Source organism: Aromatoleum evansii (assembly GCF_012910805.1).
In the GTDB taxonomy this organism is placed as follows: Bacteria; Pseudomonadota; Gammaproteobacteria; order Burkholderiales; family Rhodocyclaceae; genus Aromatoleum; species Aromatoleum evansii.
In genome coordinates this window covers 15,542-30,231 of the sequence record NZ_WTVK01000028.1, presented here as the reverse complement: position 1 = coordinate 30,231, position 14,690 = coordinate 15,542, and the positions used below count along the sequence as shown (strand labels likewise).

Sequence of the window (14,690 nt, the reverse complement as noted above, 5' to 3'; positions counted from 1 at the left end):
GGAAAATCGGGCGGTTACGGGGGTCAGGCCTGGAAGCAGAAGGCGCCTTGCACCGAGTTGTAGCCGCTCAGGTCGACCTTGATGCCGAGCGGTTCCGACTGTGCACGATAGAGCGGTGCGCGGCCGATGTAGGCCGGCGAGCCGGGAATCGTCGAGAAGATCGTGTCGCTCATCACCGTCGGGCGCTCGCCAGGTCCGCGTGCGCATTCGAGGTCGGCGGCGACGACATTGCCGATGCGCAGGCGCCCCGAGCCTTCCTTGACGTCGAACTCGATCCCGACGCGTTCCACCCCGACCACTTCGCCGACCAGTTGTGCGAGATCCGCGACCGGCCCGCCGAGTTTGCCGGTGAATACCGAGAGCAGGGCCTCTTCCTGCGCCGGGCTCGCGCGTTCATCCACGAAGGCGAGGGCGCGCCAGTTGCCCTTCAGAACGTTGCCGGGGATGTGTGCCAGCATGCCGAAGGTGAGGCCCGACACGTCGGTGCCGCCGACCTCGCCCTTGTCGATGTGCCAGGCGAGCGTGCCATCGCAGGTGCCGCCGTCGGGGTCGTCACCGATCCAGCACGGGCAGATCGCCTTGCAGGTGCACACTTCCAGCAGTCGTCCTTCGATCCGGTAGGCCATGATGTTCTCCTTGTAGTCGGGTTGGCCAGGGGGCGGTCGTGTGCAGGCGGCCGTAGCGACCGGGGAGGCGGTCGGCGGAGGATGCGGATACCGCCCTGTCGGGGTGGGTGAGATTGCGTCTCACTCTACATATATAGTCGTAGTCGGAGCCTCGTCAATGATCGCCGTCCTTCCCTTCTGTCCCGGGGGGCTGCGTGCGTGCCAAGCCGGATCTACATAAGAAAATCCGATTAGACTAAATGGCATAGCTTTTCTGCCGATAACCTGGTTGAAGGGATTTTTCCGGAGCCGGCACGGCTCCGGCTTGCGGATGGATGAAGTCAAGGGGGAAGGACATGGGATGGTTTGGCAGAGGGGCGGAGCTTGCGGCGCTGAGGCAGGAGCTTGCCGCGAGCAAGGAGGCGCTGGAGCGCGAGCGGGCGCGTTCGAACCGGCTGGAGGAAGAGCTCGCGCGGCAACGCGGCGAGATGGAGGCCGGTGCGCAGCGCACCGGAACGCTGGACGCGCTGTTCGGCAACCTGAAGAGCTACGGCGAATCGCTGGTGTCGGTGCAGGGTACGTTCAGCCAGCTCGCCGACGGCTTGAAGCAGCAGCATGATGTCGCCCAGCGCGCGACGCAGTCTGCGAGCGACAGCGCGGCGGCCATCGAGCGCATCTCGGCGAGCCTGGACGGCCTCGCAGAGGAAACCCGCGGCACGGTCGACTCCGTGCATCAGCTCAACCAGCGGGCGAGCCAGATCGACGGGATCGTGCGCCTGATCCGCGAGATCGCCGATCAGACCAACCTGCTCGCCCTGAACGCGGCCATCGAGGCCGCCCGCGCGGGCGAGCAGGGCCGCGGCTTCGCGGTCGTGGCCGACGAGGTGCGCAAGCTAGCGGAGCGCACCGCGGCGGCGACGAACGAGATCTCCGAACTGGTCGGCGCGATCCAGGGCGAGACCGGGCAGACGCAGGCGATGATCCAGACGCTCGCCGGCAAGGCGTCCGAAGCCGCCGAAGACGGGCGCAGCGCGCGCGGCAGCATGACCGAGCTGTTCGGCCTGTCGCGTGAAATGGGGGACATGATGGAGGGCGCGGCGGTGCGCAGCTTCGTCGAACTGGCCAAGCTCGACCACCTGATCTTCAAGATGGAAGTGTACAAGGCCGCGTCGGGCAATTCCGCGAAGCGTCCGGAGGAGTTCTCCAGCCACCACAAGTGCCGGCTCGGCCAGTGGTATTACGAGGGGCCGGGCAAGCGCTTCGCGTCCCTGCCGGCGTACCGGAGGCTGGAAGCCCCGCACGCGCGCGTGCATGAGAGCGGTCGGCGCGGTCTCGAGCGTCTGCTTTCGGGCGATAGCCAGTCGGGGTTGCAGGACATCGCGGCGATGGAGGCCGCGAGCATGGAAGTGCTGGACTGCCTGCAGGACATTGCGAACGGCGTGAGTGCAGCGGCAAGCTGAGGCCGGCCGCTGCAGTCGGTGCCTCGCCGTGGGAGCGGCTTCAGCCGCGAATCAGCGTCCGTTCGCGGCTGAAGCCGCTCCCACAGGGCTGGCCGCCGTGCTCGCTCAGACGAGCTTGAGGCGCTCGCAGATGGCCGTCGTGAGGCTGGCCTGGTTCATGCTGTAGAAGTGCAGCCCCGGGGCGCCGTTCGCCAGCAGGCGCTCGCACAGCGCGGTCACCACGTCGAGCCCGAAGGCGCGGATGGACTCGGTGTCGTCGCCGTAGGACTCGAACTTGCGCCGCATCCAGCGCGGGATCTCGGCGCCGCAGGCGTCGGAGAAGCGCGCGAGCTTGTAGAAGCTCACGATCGGCATGATCCCGGGCACGATGGGCGTGTCCAGACCCATCGCACGCACCGCATCGACGTAGTGCAGATAGGCTTCGGCGTTGTAGAAGTACTGCGTGATCGCCGAGTTTGCGCCGGCCTCGACCTTGCGCTTGAAGGCCTGCAGGTCGTCCTGCGGGCTTCTCGCCTGCGGGTGCCATTCCGGGTAGGCCGCGACCTCGATGCGGAAGCGGTCGCCGGTTTCGGCGCGGATGAACTCCACCAGCTCGTTCGCATAGCGGAATTCGCCCGGATCGCCGACGCCGGAAGGCAGGTCGCCGCGCAGCGCGACGATGCGCCGGATGCCGGCCGCGGCGTAGTCGGAGAGGATTTCGCGGATACCGGCGCGGGTCGAGCCGATGCACGACAGGTGCGGTGCGGCCTCGAAGCCCTTCGCGGCGATCTCCTTGACCGCGGCGAAGGTGCGCTCGCGCGTCGATCCCCCGGCACCGTAGGTCACCGAGAAGAAGGCGGGCTTCAGGTGCGCGAGCTTGTCGCGCGTCGCGCGCAGCTTCTCGTCACCGTCGGGCGTCTGCGGAGGGAAGAACTCGATCGAAATTTCGGTTTTCGCCATGGCACGCTCCGATCAGTAGCGGTAGTGGGTCGACTTGTACGGACCCTGCTTGGGCACGCCGATATAGGTGGCCTGTGCGTCGGTGAGCTCGGTGAGCTGTGCGTTGAGCTTCTTCAGCTGCAGGCGCGCGACCTTCTCGTCGAGGTGCTTGGGCAGCGTGTAGACGCCGACCGGATAGTCCGCCGTGCGCGTGTAGAGCTCGATCTGCGCGATCGTCTGGTTGGCGAACGAGGAACTCATCACGTAGGACGGGTGGCCGGTCGCGCAGCCGAGGTTCACCAGGCGGCCCTTCGCCAGCAGGATGATGCGTTTCCCGTCCGGGAAGATCACATGGTCGACCTGCGGCTTGATCTCTTCCCACTGGTACTTCTCGATCGACGCCACGTCGATCTCGTTGTCGAAGTGGCCGATGTTGCACACGATGGCCTGGTCCTTCATCTTCGCCATGTGGTCGTGGGTGATCACGTGGTAGTTGCCGGTGGCGGTGACGAAGATGTCGGCGTGCTCGGCGGCGTAGTCCATCGTCACCACGCGGTAGCCTTCCATCGCCGCCTGCAGCGCGCAGATCGGGTCGATCTCGGTGATCCACACCTGGGCGGAGAGCGCACGCAGCGCCTGCGCCGAGCCCTTGCCGACGTCGCCATAGCCCGCGACCACGGCGATCTTGCCCGCGACCATCACGTCGGTCGCGCGCTTGATGCCGTCCACCAGCGACTCGCGGCAGCCGTACAAGTTGTCGAACTTGGACTTGGTGACCGAGTCGTTCACGTTGATCGCCGGGAATTTCAGTTCGCCGCGCTCGTGCATCTGGTACAGGCGATGCACGCCGGTCGTCGTTTCCTCGGTGACGCCCTTCACCTGCGCGAGGCGGGTCGAGTACCACATCGGGTCCTGCGCGAGCTTGGCCTTGATGGCGGCGAAGAGGATGGTCTCCTCCTCGGAACCCGGCTTCGCCAGCACCGCCATGTCCTTCTCGGCGCGTGCGCCCAGGTGCAGCAGCAGCGTCGCGTCGCCGCCGTCGTCGAGGATCATGTTGGAATAACCGCCGTCGGCCCACTCGAAGATGCGGTGCGTGTAGTCCCAGTAGTCGGCGAGCGACTCGCCCTTAACCGCGAAGACGGGGATGCCTTCGGCAGCGATCGCGGCGGCGGCGTGGTCCTGGGTCGAGAAGATGTTGCACGAGGCCCAGCGCACCTCGGCACCGAGCGCGGTCAGCGTCTCGATCAGCACCGCAGTCTGGATCGTCATGTGCAGCGAGCCGGTGATGCGCGCCCCCTTGAGCGGCTGCGCAGCGGCGAACTCCTCGCGGATCGCCATCAGGCCGGGCATCTCGGTTTCCGCGATGCGGATTTCCTTGCGGCCCCAGCCGGCGAGCGAAAGGTCGGCGACGACGTAATCGGTGAAGTTTTCAGCCACAGTGTTCATGTGAACTCCTTGAACGTGTGGCCGGGAAGGGGTGCTGCGGGTGGACTCACCTCGTCACCCCGTGCCCGGCACGGGTTAAGGTGAGCGCAGTTCCGGATAGCCGAGCCTGGGACGAACGTCTCGCAGCGCTCCTCGGCAAGCTTGGATTATAGCCCAGGTGCCGACCGCGTCCGCAATACGCAGCGACCCGGCTCGCCGCAGCGGGCTCAGCCGCCCTGCAGGGATTCGATCAGTCCGAACAGGCGCTTGTAGAAGTCCGGATCCGAGATCGTTTCCTCGCCCACCTTGACCAGCGCCTCCTTGTCCGCCATCCACGGCAGCGAGATCGAACCGATGCCCGCAACGCCGACCCCCGCGCTTGTTGCGGCGGATTTCAGCTCGTAGCGCGTCTGCAGCGCGTTCGCATAGACGGCGGTGCCGACATTGCTCGGCAGGCATACGAGGGTGATGTGGAGCGTCATGCCGTAGTCGGTCTTCGGCAGGAAGAACTTCTCGCCGCGGATGCGCGTCGTGTTCGATGCATCGACCTGGTAGCCCTGGCTCAGCAGGGCGCGCTTGCCGACTTCGCAGGCCGCGTCCGGATCGCGCGTGCTCCACGTGACGAAGGGCGATTCTGCGGCGAAGGTTTCGCTGCGATAGGCGGGAGGCGGCGCCGATGCGCAGCCGGCGAGCAGCAGCCCGGACAACGACAGCGTTTGGGCGCAACGCGCGAGATGCAACATGGGGTAAATCCGGAATGGAGGTGCAAAAGCAGATATTAGAACATCGCGGCGCCTAGCGGTTCGGTGCGCCCGATGGTCGGGTTCGGCGCCCACCACTGTCGATGCCCATGGCCCGTGCGGGTTCGAGGCCTGCGGAGTGGTGGCGGAATCCGGCCCCTTTGCGAGTGTCGTAAAATGTAACAAACAATATTTCGTTTGCAGGGCGGAGCAAATCAGTCCATAGTGCGCGGCAGCGATCTTCAAGTAGCAAAGTTGTTGTCTGGTCCGGTCTCTGCTGTTTCTGCGGTATGCCTTTCCTCTTCACCCTGCCGTCTTGACCTTCGCCCTCACTCTAGGGGCAAGTCCCTTAATTTTCAGGAAATACAAGACATGGCAAACGGTACTGTGAAGTGGTTCAACGACTCCAAGGGCTTCGGTTTCATCACCCCGGAAAACGGCGGTGACGATCTGTTCGCCCATTTCTCGGCGATCCAGGGTTCGGGTTTCAAGACCCTCGCCGAAGGTCAGCGCGTCACGTTCGACGTGACGACCGGCCCCAAGGGCCAGCAGGCGTCGAACATCCGCGCGGCTGACTAAGCCCGCGCCGGCGCGGCCGCAGCGCTGCGCCTCCGGTCCCTGGCGGGGCCGGTAGCCGGAATCCGTTCCGGTACGCATCCCCGAAAGGCCTGGCACAAGCCCGGCCTTTTCTTTTTTCTGCTTCCCGAGGAGAAACTGTCATCGCCAAGGAAGAACTGATCGAAATGGGTGGCGTGGTGACCGAGGTCCTGCCCGATGCCCGATTCCGTGTGACGCTGGACAATGGTCACGACCTCGTAGCCTATTCGGCCGGCAAGATGCGCAAGCACCACATCCGCATCCTGTGCGGCGACAAGGTCTCCCTGGAGCTGTCGCCCTACGACCTGAGCAAGGGGCGCATCACCTTCCGCCACATCGAAGGCCGCGGTCCCGTGAGTCCGCAGCAGCGGCGCCGCCGCTGAACTTTCTTTCGCAATTCCGGGAACATTTCCCCCGCGTCGGCTGTTTGTTCAGGACGTGGCTCGCGCAACCGGCGGGCACGACCACCGACACGGAGGATGTTCCATGAGTAGACGATTCCCATTGCTGGCCGGTGCGCTGCTGTGCGCAGCGGTCTCCGCTTCCGCGGCCGATCCCGCCCCTAACGGCATCCAGTTGCCGGAAGGCTACCGCCAGTGGCAGGTGCTCTCGGTCCATCAGCGTTCCGACAACAACACGCTGCGGGCGGTGCTCGGCAACGACGTGGCCGCCAGGGCGGCGCGCGAGGGGCGGACCAACCCGTGGCCCGACGGCGCGATCCTCGGCAAGCTGGTGTGGAAGGCGGTCAAGCATGACCGCTGGGACACGGCGCTTGCGCCGGGCGACTTCGTCCATGCGGAGTTCATGGTCAAGGACGGCGCCAAGTACGCCGCGACCGGCGGCTGGGGGTTCGCGCGCTGGCTCGGCAAGGCGCAGAAGCCTTACGGTGCCGACGCGAACTTCGTGCAGGAATGTTTCGGCTGCCACCAGCCGGTCAAGGACAGGGACTTCGTGTTCACGCATCCGGCGGAGTCGCCTTGAGCGCGGCTCGCCCCGCGTCGCAAGGCGGTTCCGGTGGGGCGGAGCCGTGCGGCCCCGCCCGCTGCCCGGTTACAGCCCGGCGTCGGCGCGCAGCGCTGCGGCCTTGTCGGTGTTTTCCCAGCTGAACTCCGGCTCGTCGCGGCCGAAATGGCCGTAGGCGGCCGTCTTGCCGTAGATCGGGCGCAGCAGGTTGAGCTCCTGGATGATCGCCTTGGGGCGCAGGTCGAAGTGGCGCTGCACCAGTTCGACGATCTTCTCGTCGGCGATCCTGCCGGTGCCGAAGGTCTCGACCATCATCGACACGGGCTTGGCGACGCCAATCGCGTAGGCCACCTGCACCTCGCAGCGCTCGGCGAGGCCGGCCGCGACGATGTTCTTGGCGACCCAGCGGCCGGCGTAGGCGGCCGAGCGGTCGACCTTGGAGGGATCCTTGCCCGAGAACGCGCCGCCGCCGTGGTGGGCGGCGCCGCCGTAGGTGTCGACGATGATCTTGCGCCCGGTGAGGCCGCAGTCGCCGTGCGGGCCGCCGATGACGAAGCGGCCGGTCGGGTTGATCAGGTAGCGCACTTCGCCCTTCATCAGCTCCTTCGGCAGCACCGGCTTGATGATCTCCTCGATCACGGCCTCGCTGATCTGTGCGTGCGACACCTCCGGGCTGTGCTGCGTCGACACGACCACGGTGTCGATCGCCGCAGGCTTGCCGTCGACGTACTTCACTGTCAGCTGGCTCTTCGCGTCCGGGCGCAGCCACGGCAGGCGGCCGTCCTTGCGCAGCTCGGCCTGGCGCTGCATGATGCGGTGCGCATAGTAGATGGGCAGCGGCATCAGACTCGGCGTCTCGCTGCAGGCGTAGCCGAACATCAGGCCCTGGTCGCCCGCGCCCTGGTCGAGATCGAGACCTTCGCCTTCATTGACGCCCTGCGCAATGTCCGCGGACTGGCGGTTGATCGCGGCGAGGACCGCGCAGCTCTTGTAGTCGAAACCGATGTCGGAATTGTCATAGCCGATGCGGCGGATCACTTCCTGCGCGATCTCGCGGTAGTTCGGGTGTGCCGAGGTGGTGATCTCGCCCGAGATCACGACGAGGCCGGTCGACACCAGCGTCTCGCAGGCGACACGCGCCTTCGGGTCTTCGGCGAGGATCGCGTCGAGGACGCCGTCGGAGACCTGGTCGGCGACCTTGTCGGGATGGCCTTCCGAGACCGATTCCGAGGTGAAGAGGAATTCCCTGCTCATGCACTGCTCCTGAAAACAAAAATCCCCAGAGTGTTCCGGCGTCTTGGCCGGCTCGGGGGATTTCGTCGAGCAGCCGACGCTTTAGCAGTACTTGTTTGCCACGACCGCTCAGGTACGTTCGTGGCGCCGCCCTGCAAGTTGTCGTATTAACTCGGCGGCTAAGCGATAATTATAGTCTTTGGACCCGGCCGGTCAATCGTGCGGATCGTTCTTCCGCGCATGCCGCCCCTTAGTGCCCGTGATCGTCAATCTACTCTTCCGGATTCTCGCCCGACTGCCGCTCGCCTGGCTGCACCGCCTCGGCGGCTGGGCCGGCTGGCTCACGTGGCGCTTTTCGCCATCCTACGCGCGCAGGCTCCAGGCAAACCTCGACAACGCGCTGGGGCGCTCGGATCCGGCCCTGCTGAAGGCCGCCATCGCCGAGGCCGGCCGCCAGGCGTTCGAACTCCCGTTCGTGTGGCTGCGGCCGCAGGAGGAGGTGCTGTCGCGCGTGGTGCGCGTCGAAGGGCGCGAACTGGTCGAGCGCGCCCGCGCCGAGGGCGCGAGCGTGCTGTTCCTCACGCCGCATCTGGGCTGCTTCGAGATGTGCGCGCAGTACTGCTCGACGCACGGCCCGATCACCGTGCTGTTCCGCCCGCCGCGCAAGGAGGCGCTCGGTCCGCTGATGGAGGCAGGGCGCGCGCGAGGCGAGATCCGCGTCGCGCCGGCCGACGTGTCGGGCGTTCGGCGCCTCGTGAAGGCGCTCAGGAGCGGAGAGATGGTCGGCATGCTGCCGGACCAGGCGCCGGCCGAGGGCGAGGGTGTGTGGGCACCGTTCTTCGGGCGGCAGGCATGGACGATGACGCTGGCGGCGCGCCTGTCGGAAGTGAAGGGCGTGAAGCCGCTGATGATCTGGACCGAGCGCCTGCCGCGCGGCGAAGGCTACGTGGTGCGCATCTCCGAGCCGGTCGAACCGATCGCCGGCACGCTGGAGGAGCGTTGCGTTGCGATCAATCGCGAGATCGAGCGCCTCATCCTTGCAGGGCCGGCGCAGTACCTGTGGGGCTACAACCGCTACAAGAAGCCGTCGGGCGTGCCGGCGCCGGAGGGCGAGCGGTGATGGCGCGCATCGCGAGCTGGCTTGCCGTTGCGCTCTTCTGGCTGCTGCACTGGCTGCCGCTGGGTATGCAGGCGCGCATCGGCACGGCGGTGGGCGAGCTGCTGTACCGCTTCGCGGGCCGGCGCCGCCACATCGTCAATGTGAATCTGCGCCTGTGCTTTCCCGAAATGGACGAGACTGCGCGGGCGCGCATCGCGGGGGCCCACTTCCACGCGCTGGGTCGCAGCATGCTTGAGCGCGGGCTGCTGTGGTGGGCGAGCGAGGCGCGCCTGAAGGGCATGATCCGGCTCGAAGGGCGCGAGCACGTGGATGCGCTGGTCGCCGCGGGGCGGCCGGTGCTGCTGCTGGCGCCGCATTTCCTCGGTCTCGACATGGGCGGTGCGCGTTTCGCGATGGAGTTCGACAGCGTGAGCGTCTATGCGCGCCAGAACAACCCGGTGTTCGACCGCTGGCTGTTCCACGGCCGCAGCCGCTTTGGCGACCAGCTGCTGCTGTCTCGCCAGGACGGCGTGCGCGGCACCGTGAAGGCGATGAAGGCTGGGCGTCCGTTCTACTACCTGCCGGACATGGACTACGGGCGCGAAGACTCGATCTTCGTGCCCTTCTTCGGCGTGCCGGCGGCGACGATCACCGGCCTGTCGCGCCTGTCGCGCCTCGCGCGAGCGGCCGTCGTGCCGGTGGTGACCGAGATGCTGCCGGGAGGCAAGGGCTATGTGACGCGGCTGGGCGAACCGTGGGCGGATTTTCCGACCGAGGACGTGGAGGCCGATACGCTGCGCATGAACCAGTGGATCGAGTCGGTCGTGCGCACGATGCCCGAGCAGTACTACTGGGTGCATCGCCGCTTCAAGACCCGTCCGCCGGGGGAGAAGCGGCCGTATTGAGCGCGTCGCGGCGCTGTTCATATCCTGCATTGCCCCGTGGGAGCGGCTTCAGCCGCGAACCGGCGCCCATTCGCGGCTGAAGCCGCTCCCACGCGATTGGGCGTGCTTTGGGGCAAGAGGCAAGGCATTGCCGCGCGTCGCTGGACTCACCCCGGATGCTGCGCGAGAATTCCGGGGTTCGGCCCGCGCCGATTCGAACCTACTGAGCGGAACCCTTCCATGCACCTGCGCTTCGCCAAAATGCACGGCCTCGGCAACGACTTCGTCGTCATCGACGCCGTGCGCCAGCACGTCGAGCTCACGCCCGAGCGCGTGCGCTTTCTCGCCGACCGCCATTTCGGCGTCGGCTGCGACCAGCTGCTGGTGGTCGAGCCGGCGTCGCAGCCGGGCGTTGATTTCCGCTACCGCATCTTCAACGCCGACGGCGGCGAGGTCGAGCAGTGCGGCAACGGTGCGCGCTGCTTCGTGCGCTTCGTGCATGAGCAGGGGCTCACCGCCAAGAGCGAGATCCGCGTCGAGACGAAATCCGGGGTGATTGCGCCGCGCCTCGAGGACAGCGGCCTGGTCACCGTAGACATGGGGGTGCCGGTGTTCGAGCCGGCGCGCGTGCCCTTCGTCTCGGATTCCGACGCCGTCGTGCAGCCGCTCGACGTCGCCGGTACGCCGGTCGCGATCACTGCGGTGTCGATGGGCAATCCGCACGCGGTGCAGGTCGTCGCCGACGTCGATGCCGCCCCGGTGGCCGTCCAGGGGCCGCTGATCGAGAAGCATGCGCGCTTCCCCGCCCGCGTCAACGCCGGCTTCATGCAGGTGGTGGATGAACATCGCATCCGCCTGCGCGTGTACGAGCGCGGCGCGGGCGAGACGCTCGCCTGCGGCACGGGCGCGTGCGCGGCAGTGGTTGCGGGCATCCGCCGCGAGCTGCTGGTGTCTCCGGTACGCGTGGAGACTCGCGGCGGCGAGCTGGAGATCGCGTGGGCGGGCGTCGGCGAGCCGGTGCTGATGACCGGCCCGGCCGTGACGGTTTTTGCCGGCGAGATCGAACTCGCATGATCCAGCCGGACGGCGCCGTGCACCCCGCGCGCCGCCCCGGTTGCCAACGAACACGCGCGGACGCCAACCGTCCGCAGGGAATGGTCCTAGCATGAACGCAGCCGACGTCGCACGATATCTCAAGGAACACCCGGACTTCCTCGCCGAGCACGGGGAACTCTTCACCCAGCTGACCGTGCCGCATCCGCACGGGGGGCAGGCGATTTCCCTTGCCGAGCGCCAGCTGCATGCGCTGCGCGACAAGATCCGCCTCCTCGAAGGCAAGCTCTCCGAACTGATCCGCTTCGGCGAGGAGAACGACGAGATCGGCGAGAAGGTCCATCGCCTGACCCTCGCGCTGCTCGAGGCGGAGGACTATGAAACCCTGCGTCACGCGCTGTTCGAGAACTTGCGCGACGATTTCTCCGTGCCCAGCATCGCCCTGCGAATCTGGAACTCGGTTCTCACGCGCGAGGGCGAGGACTTCGCCGCGGTCAGCGAGGCGATGCGTTTCTTCGCCGGCGACATGCGCCATCCGTATTGCGGCGCACCCGTCAATCTCGAGGTCCTGGAGTGGTTTGGCGCCGACTCCGCGCACGTGCGGTCGGTCGCGCTGATCCCGCTGCGCCGCGACGCGCAGACCTTCGGCCTGCTTGCCCTCGGCAGCCAGGAGAACGAGCGCTTCTACCCCGAGATGGGCACCCTCTACGTCTCGCGCATCGGTGATATCGTCGCCTCCGCGCTGCGTCGGCAGCTGGGCTGAGCATGACGGGCCGCGACGACCCGGCCGTTGTCGCGGAGCTGCCGCCGCCCGAGTGGCTGGCGGCCTATCTTGGCTATCTCGCGACCCAGCGGCGCGCGGCCGCGCTCACGCTGGAGAACTACCGGCGCGATCTCGAACGCCTGCAACGCCTCGCCGACGGGCGCGCACCGCAGACCCTGTCTGCCCACGACATCCGCCGCTTCGTCGCGCGCATGCACGGCGAAGGGCTGGGCGGACGCTCGATCGCGCGCGCACTGTCGGCCTGGCGCGGGCTGTTCCGCTGGTTCATCCGCCAGCGTGGCGAAATGGCGCTGAATCCCGCCGAGGGGGTGCGCCCGCCGAAGTCGCCCCAGCCTTTGCCGAAGGCGCTTTCCCCCGACCAGGCTCAGGCGCTGCTCGATGCCGAGGCGGGGGACGGGCTGGAAGTGCGCGACCACGCGATGTTCGAGCTGCTGTACTCGTCGGGCCTGCGTCTTGCCGAGTTGGCGGCGCTCGATGTCGGACCGGCGCTCGATCTGGGCGAGCGCATGGTCACGGTGCGCGGCAAGCGTAACAAGATGCGTACCGTGCCGGTCGGCACACAGGCGGTCGCGGCCCTGCAGGCATGGCTCGCACTGCGTGGCGAAGTGGCGCTGGCCGATGAGGCCGCGTTGTTCGTCACGCGCAGCGGCACACGCATGAGTTCGGGGGCGATCCGCTCGCGTCTTGCGCGCTGGGCGCAGCAGCGCGGCCTCGGCGTGCACGTGCATCCGCACATGCTGCGCCACAGCTTCGCGAGTCATGTGCTGCAGTCCAGCGGCGACCTCAGGGCAGTGCAGGAGCTGCTCGGGCACGCGAGCATCCGCAGCACGCAGGTCTATACCCACCTGGATTTTCAGCACCTCGCCAAGGTTTATGACGCAGCGCATCCGCGCGCGCGTCGCCGCTGACGGACTGCTCGTCCGAAATATTTGCTTATATCTTGGGGCTTGTGAAATCCTGCCCAAATCGGGTAGAGAAAATCGCGGCCACGTCGCGGGTCTGCGCTATGCTGGGGGCAACAAGTCCCCAATAAAATCACGTCGTCCGACCCCGACAAGTCTGCCTTACGCCCCTGTTCTGTGGGCGTTGGGAGAAAGGCAGCCATGCGCCGCAATACAAACAATCCAGACGCAAACAGCCCGAATGCCGGAGAACGGGACTATGCAGTGGCGGAGGGCTCCTGTCCCTCGCCCATTCGCGCCGCAGCGATCCTGCTGGCCCGTTACCAGATCAAGAGCCTGCGACGCCTGTTCGAGGAATTCGAGCGCGACATTCTGCTGCCGCTGCTGCTCGGCGAAATTGCCCTGCATAACATCGGTGCGCTCGAGAACAGTGGCGAAGCAAACGTCAGCATCGATGGCGACAGGTTCGCCGCGGTGATGCGCCCATGCAACGCCTATTCCATTGCAGCGGCGACCGGTTTGCCGCGCGAGACGGTGCGGCGCAAGATCGTGCGCCTTGTCGAGCTCGGCTGGATCACCCGTCGCGGCAACGGCCACCTGTTCCTCACGCCACGGGCGATCGAGCATTTCGGCGCGCTGCTGGGTTCGCGCGACCTGCCGGAACTGCTCGATACCGCCGATCGCATCCGCAAGCGCATGCAGGACTGACTTCGGTTCGGGCTGCGGCGTTGCGGATGCATCGCTGGCGAGGTCCCGCGCGGGGCTATACACTCACGCGCCTGATCCTTCTGCGGTTTTCGCCATGTCCAAGCTCGTTCTCAATCCCGGCAAGGAGCGTTCGCTCCTGCGCCGCCACCCGTGGGTGTTCGCGGGCTCCGTGGCTCGTCTCGAAGGGCGCGCGCGGCCAGGCGATACGGTGGAGGTCGTCGCCGACGACGGCCGCGTGCTCGGTCGTGCCGCCTGGTCGCCCGAGTCGCAGATCCGCGCGCGCATGTGGAGTTTCGCGCCGGACGTTTCGATCGACCACGCATTCTTCAAGCGCCGCGTCGCCGAGTCGGTTGCCCGTCGTGCGACCCATCCGCTGCTCGCGGGCGAGAGCGGGGTGCGCCTGATCCACGGCGAGTCCGACGGCCTGCCGGGCGTGATCGCCGACCGCTTTGGTGAGGTGGTCGTCGTCCAGCTCACCAGCGCCGGTGCGGAGAAGTGGCGCGATGCGATCGTCGCCGGGCTGGTGCAGGCGACAGGCTGCAAGGCGGTGTATGAGCGTTCCGACTCGGACGTGCGCAAGCTGGAAGGCCTGGGCCCCATGACGGGCTGCGTGTATGGCGAGCTGCCGCAGGGGGCGCTGACCATCGTCGAGAACGGCGTGCGCATGGAAGTCGACGTCGTCGCCGGCCACAAGACCGGTTTCTATCTCGACCAGCGCGACAACCGCCGCCTCACCGGGCTGCTCGCAAACGGTCGCAGCGTGCTGAACTGCTTCTGCTATACGGGCGGTTTCTCGCTGCAGGCGCTGGCGGGCGGCGCGACATCGGTGCTGTCGATCGACTCGTCGGGGCCGGCACTGGAGGTCGCGCGCCGCAACGTTGCGCTCAACCCGCACCTCGACGCGACCCGCGCGGAGTGGATGGAGGCGGACGTGTTCGCAGCGCTGCGCGCGCTGAAGACGGAGGGGCGGACCTTCGACCTCATCGTGCTGGATCCGCCTAAATTCGCGCCCTCGGCCGCGCATGCGGACCGCGCGGCACGCGCGTACAAGGACATCAACCTGTTCGGCCTCCGCCTGCTCAATCCGGGCGGCATCCTGATGACCTACTCCTGCTCGGGCGGCATCGGCCTGGAGCTCTTCCAGAAGATCGTCGCCGGTGCGGCGAGCGACGCGGGTGTCGATGCGCGCATCCTGCATCGGCTGTCTGCCGCAGCGGATCATCCGATTGGACTGGCCGTACCCGAGGGGGAATACCTGAAGGGGCTGGCGGTTCAGGTCGGGTGAGACGGACGGCGGGGGGCGTGCGACCTTTCAGCCG

The 14,690-nt window shown here is 67.1% G+C and carries 16 protein-coding genes, 1 pseudogene and 1 riboswitch; of the genes and pseudogenes, 12 read left to right on the top strand and 5 right to left on the bottom strand.

Features of this window, described 5'->3' with window-relative positions; translation table 11 throughout:
• Nucleotides 1-23 precede the first annotated feature (23 nt).
• Entirely contained in the window at nt 24-626 is a 603-nt protein-coding gene (locus tag GO615_RS15215; protein ID WP_169129522.1) for a DUF1326 domain-containing protein, read from the bottom strand.
• 314 nt (nt 627-940) lie between these two features.
• Here GO615_RS15215 and GO615_RS29680 point away from each other — a divergent pair.
• Nucleotides 941-1,645 (top strand): annotated as a pseudogene (locus tag GO615_RS29680) (methyl-accepting chemotaxis protein); the annotation flags it as partial.
• A 3-nt stretch (nt 1,646-1,648) separates the two neighbouring features.
• On the top strand, nt 1,649-2,065 hold the full coding sequence (locus GO615_RS29675) for a CZB domain-containing protein (RefSeq protein ID WP_422614273.1): 417 nt from the start codon (nt 1,649-1,651) through the stop codon (nt 2,063-2,065).
• A gap of 105 nt (nt 2,066-2,170) precedes the next feature.
• Here GO615_RS29675 and metF read toward each other — a convergent pair whose 3' ends face one another.
• From metF to GO615_RS15195, 3 genes are all read right to left on the bottom strand, one after another.
• Nucleotides 2,171-3,004, bottom strand: coding sequence for a methylenetetrahydrofolate reductase [NAD(P)H] (metF, locus tag GO615_RS15205; RefSeq protein ID WP_169129519.1), 834 nt, complete (start codon nt 3,002-3,004; stop codon nt 2,171-2,173).
• A 12-nt stretch (nt 3,005-3,016) separates the two neighbouring features.
• Nucleotides 3,017-4,429 carry an adenosylhomocysteinase gene (ahcY, locus tag GO615_RS15200; protein ID WP_169129517.1) on the bottom strand — a complete coding sequence of 471 codons (1,413 nt, stop codon included), beginning with the start codon at nt 4,427-4,429 and terminating at the stop codon, nt 3,017-3,019.
• A 75-nt stretch (nt 4,430-4,504) separates the two neighbouring features.
• Nucleotides 4,505-4,569, bottom strand: a riboswitch (S-adenosyl-L-homocysteine riboswitch).
• Between the two features lie 66 nt (nt 4,570-4,635).
• On the bottom strand, nt 4,636-5,151 hold the full coding sequence (locus GO615_RS15195; RefSeq protein ID WP_169129515.1) for a DUF2242 domain-containing protein: 516 nt from the start codon (nt 5,149-5,151) through the stop codon (nt 4,636-4,638).
• Nucleotides 5,152-5,520: 369 nt separating this feature from the next.
• On the opposite strand from GO615_RS15195, the gene GO615_RS15190 reads away from it, so the two are divergent.
• The 3 genes from GO615_RS15190 (at nt 5,521) to GO615_RS15180 (ending at nt 6,726) form a co-directional block, all read left to right on the top strand.
• Nucleotides 5,521-5,727, top strand: coding sequence for a cold-shock protein (locus GO615_RS15190; protein ID WP_015434198.1), 207 nt, complete (start codon nt 5,521-5,523; stop codon nt 5,725-5,727).
• A gap of 140 nt (nt 5,728-5,867) precedes the next feature.
• Nucleotides 5,868-6,128, top strand: a complete 261-nt coding sequence (gene infA, locus GO615_RS15185; protein ID WP_169129604.1) for a translation initiation factor IF-1 — start codon at nt 5,868-5,870, stop codon at nt 6,126-6,128.
• A gap of 103 nt (nt 6,129-6,231) precedes the next feature.
• The gene (locus tag GO615_RS15180) at nt 6,232-6,726 is read left to right on the top strand and encodes a cytochrome P460 family protein (protein ID WP_169129513.1); all 495 of its coding nucleotides are present in this window, start codon (nt 6,232-6,234) and stop codon (nt 6,724-6,726) included.
• A gap of 69 nt (nt 6,727-6,795) precedes the next feature.
• Here the strand turns inward: GO615_RS15180 and metK are convergent, their stop codons facing one another.
• Nucleotides 6,796-7,962, bottom strand: a complete 1,167-nt coding sequence (metK, locus tag GO615_RS15175) for a methionine adenosyltransferase (protein ID WP_169129511.1) — start codon at nt 7,960-7,962, stop codon at nt 6,796-6,798.
• A 238-nt stretch (nt 7,963-8,200) separates the two neighbouring features.
• On the opposite strand from metK, the gene GO615_RS15170 reads away from it, so the two are divergent.
• The 7 genes from GO615_RS15170 to GO615_RS15140 all read left to right on the top strand — a co-directional run bounded on the left by GO615_RS15170 (nt 8,201) and on the right by GO615_RS15140 (nt 14,656).
• Nucleotides 8,201-9,061 (top strand): lysophospholipid acyltransferase family protein, encoded by an 861-nt coding sequence (locus tag GO615_RS15170; protein WP_169129509.1) that lies wholly within the window; start codon nt 8,201-8,203, stop codon nt 9,059-9,061.
• Nucleotides 9,061-9,945, top strand: a complete 885-nt coding sequence (locus GO615_RS15165; RefSeq protein WP_169129602.1) for a lysophospholipid acyltransferase family protein — start codon at nt 9,061-9,063, stop codon at nt 9,943-9,945. The genes GO615_RS15170 and GO615_RS15165 overlap by 1 nt, the downstream gene beginning before the upstream one ends.
• A 219-nt stretch (nt 9,946-10,164) precedes the next feature.
• Nucleotides 10,165-10,998: a diaminopimelate epimerase gene (gene dapF, locus GO615_RS15160; RefSeq protein ID WP_169129507.1), complete on the top strand. Its 834-nt coding sequence runs from the start codon at nt 10,165-10,167 to the stop codon at nt 10,996-10,998.
• 91 nt (nt 10,999-11,089) lie between these two features.
• Complete coding sequence (locus GO615_RS15155; protein ID WP_169129505.1) at nt 11,090-11,740, top strand: DUF484 family protein; 651 nt, start codon at nt 11,090-11,092, stop codon at nt 11,738-11,740.
• A 2-nt stretch (nt 11,741-11,742) separates the two neighbouring features.
• Nucleotides 11,743-12,669, top strand: coding sequence for a tyrosine recombinase XerC (gene xerC / locus GO615_RS15150; RefSeq protein ID WP_169129503.1), 927 nt, complete (start codon nt 11,743-11,745; stop codon nt 12,667-12,669).
• A 195-nt stretch (nt 12,670-12,864) separates the two neighbouring features.
• Nucleotides 12,865-13,371, top strand: a complete 507-nt coding sequence (locus GO615_RS15145; protein WP_211167139.1) for an IclR family transcriptional regulator — start codon at nt 12,865-12,867, stop codon at nt 13,369-13,371.
• 94 nt (nt 13,372-13,465) lie between these two features.
• Nucleotides 13,466-14,656, top strand: a complete 1,191-nt coding sequence (locus tag GO615_RS15140) for a class I SAM-dependent rRNA methyltransferase (RefSeq protein WP_169129501.1) — start codon at nt 13,466-13,468, stop codon at nt 14,654-14,656.
• Nucleotides 14,657-14,690 lie beyond the last annotated feature (34 nt).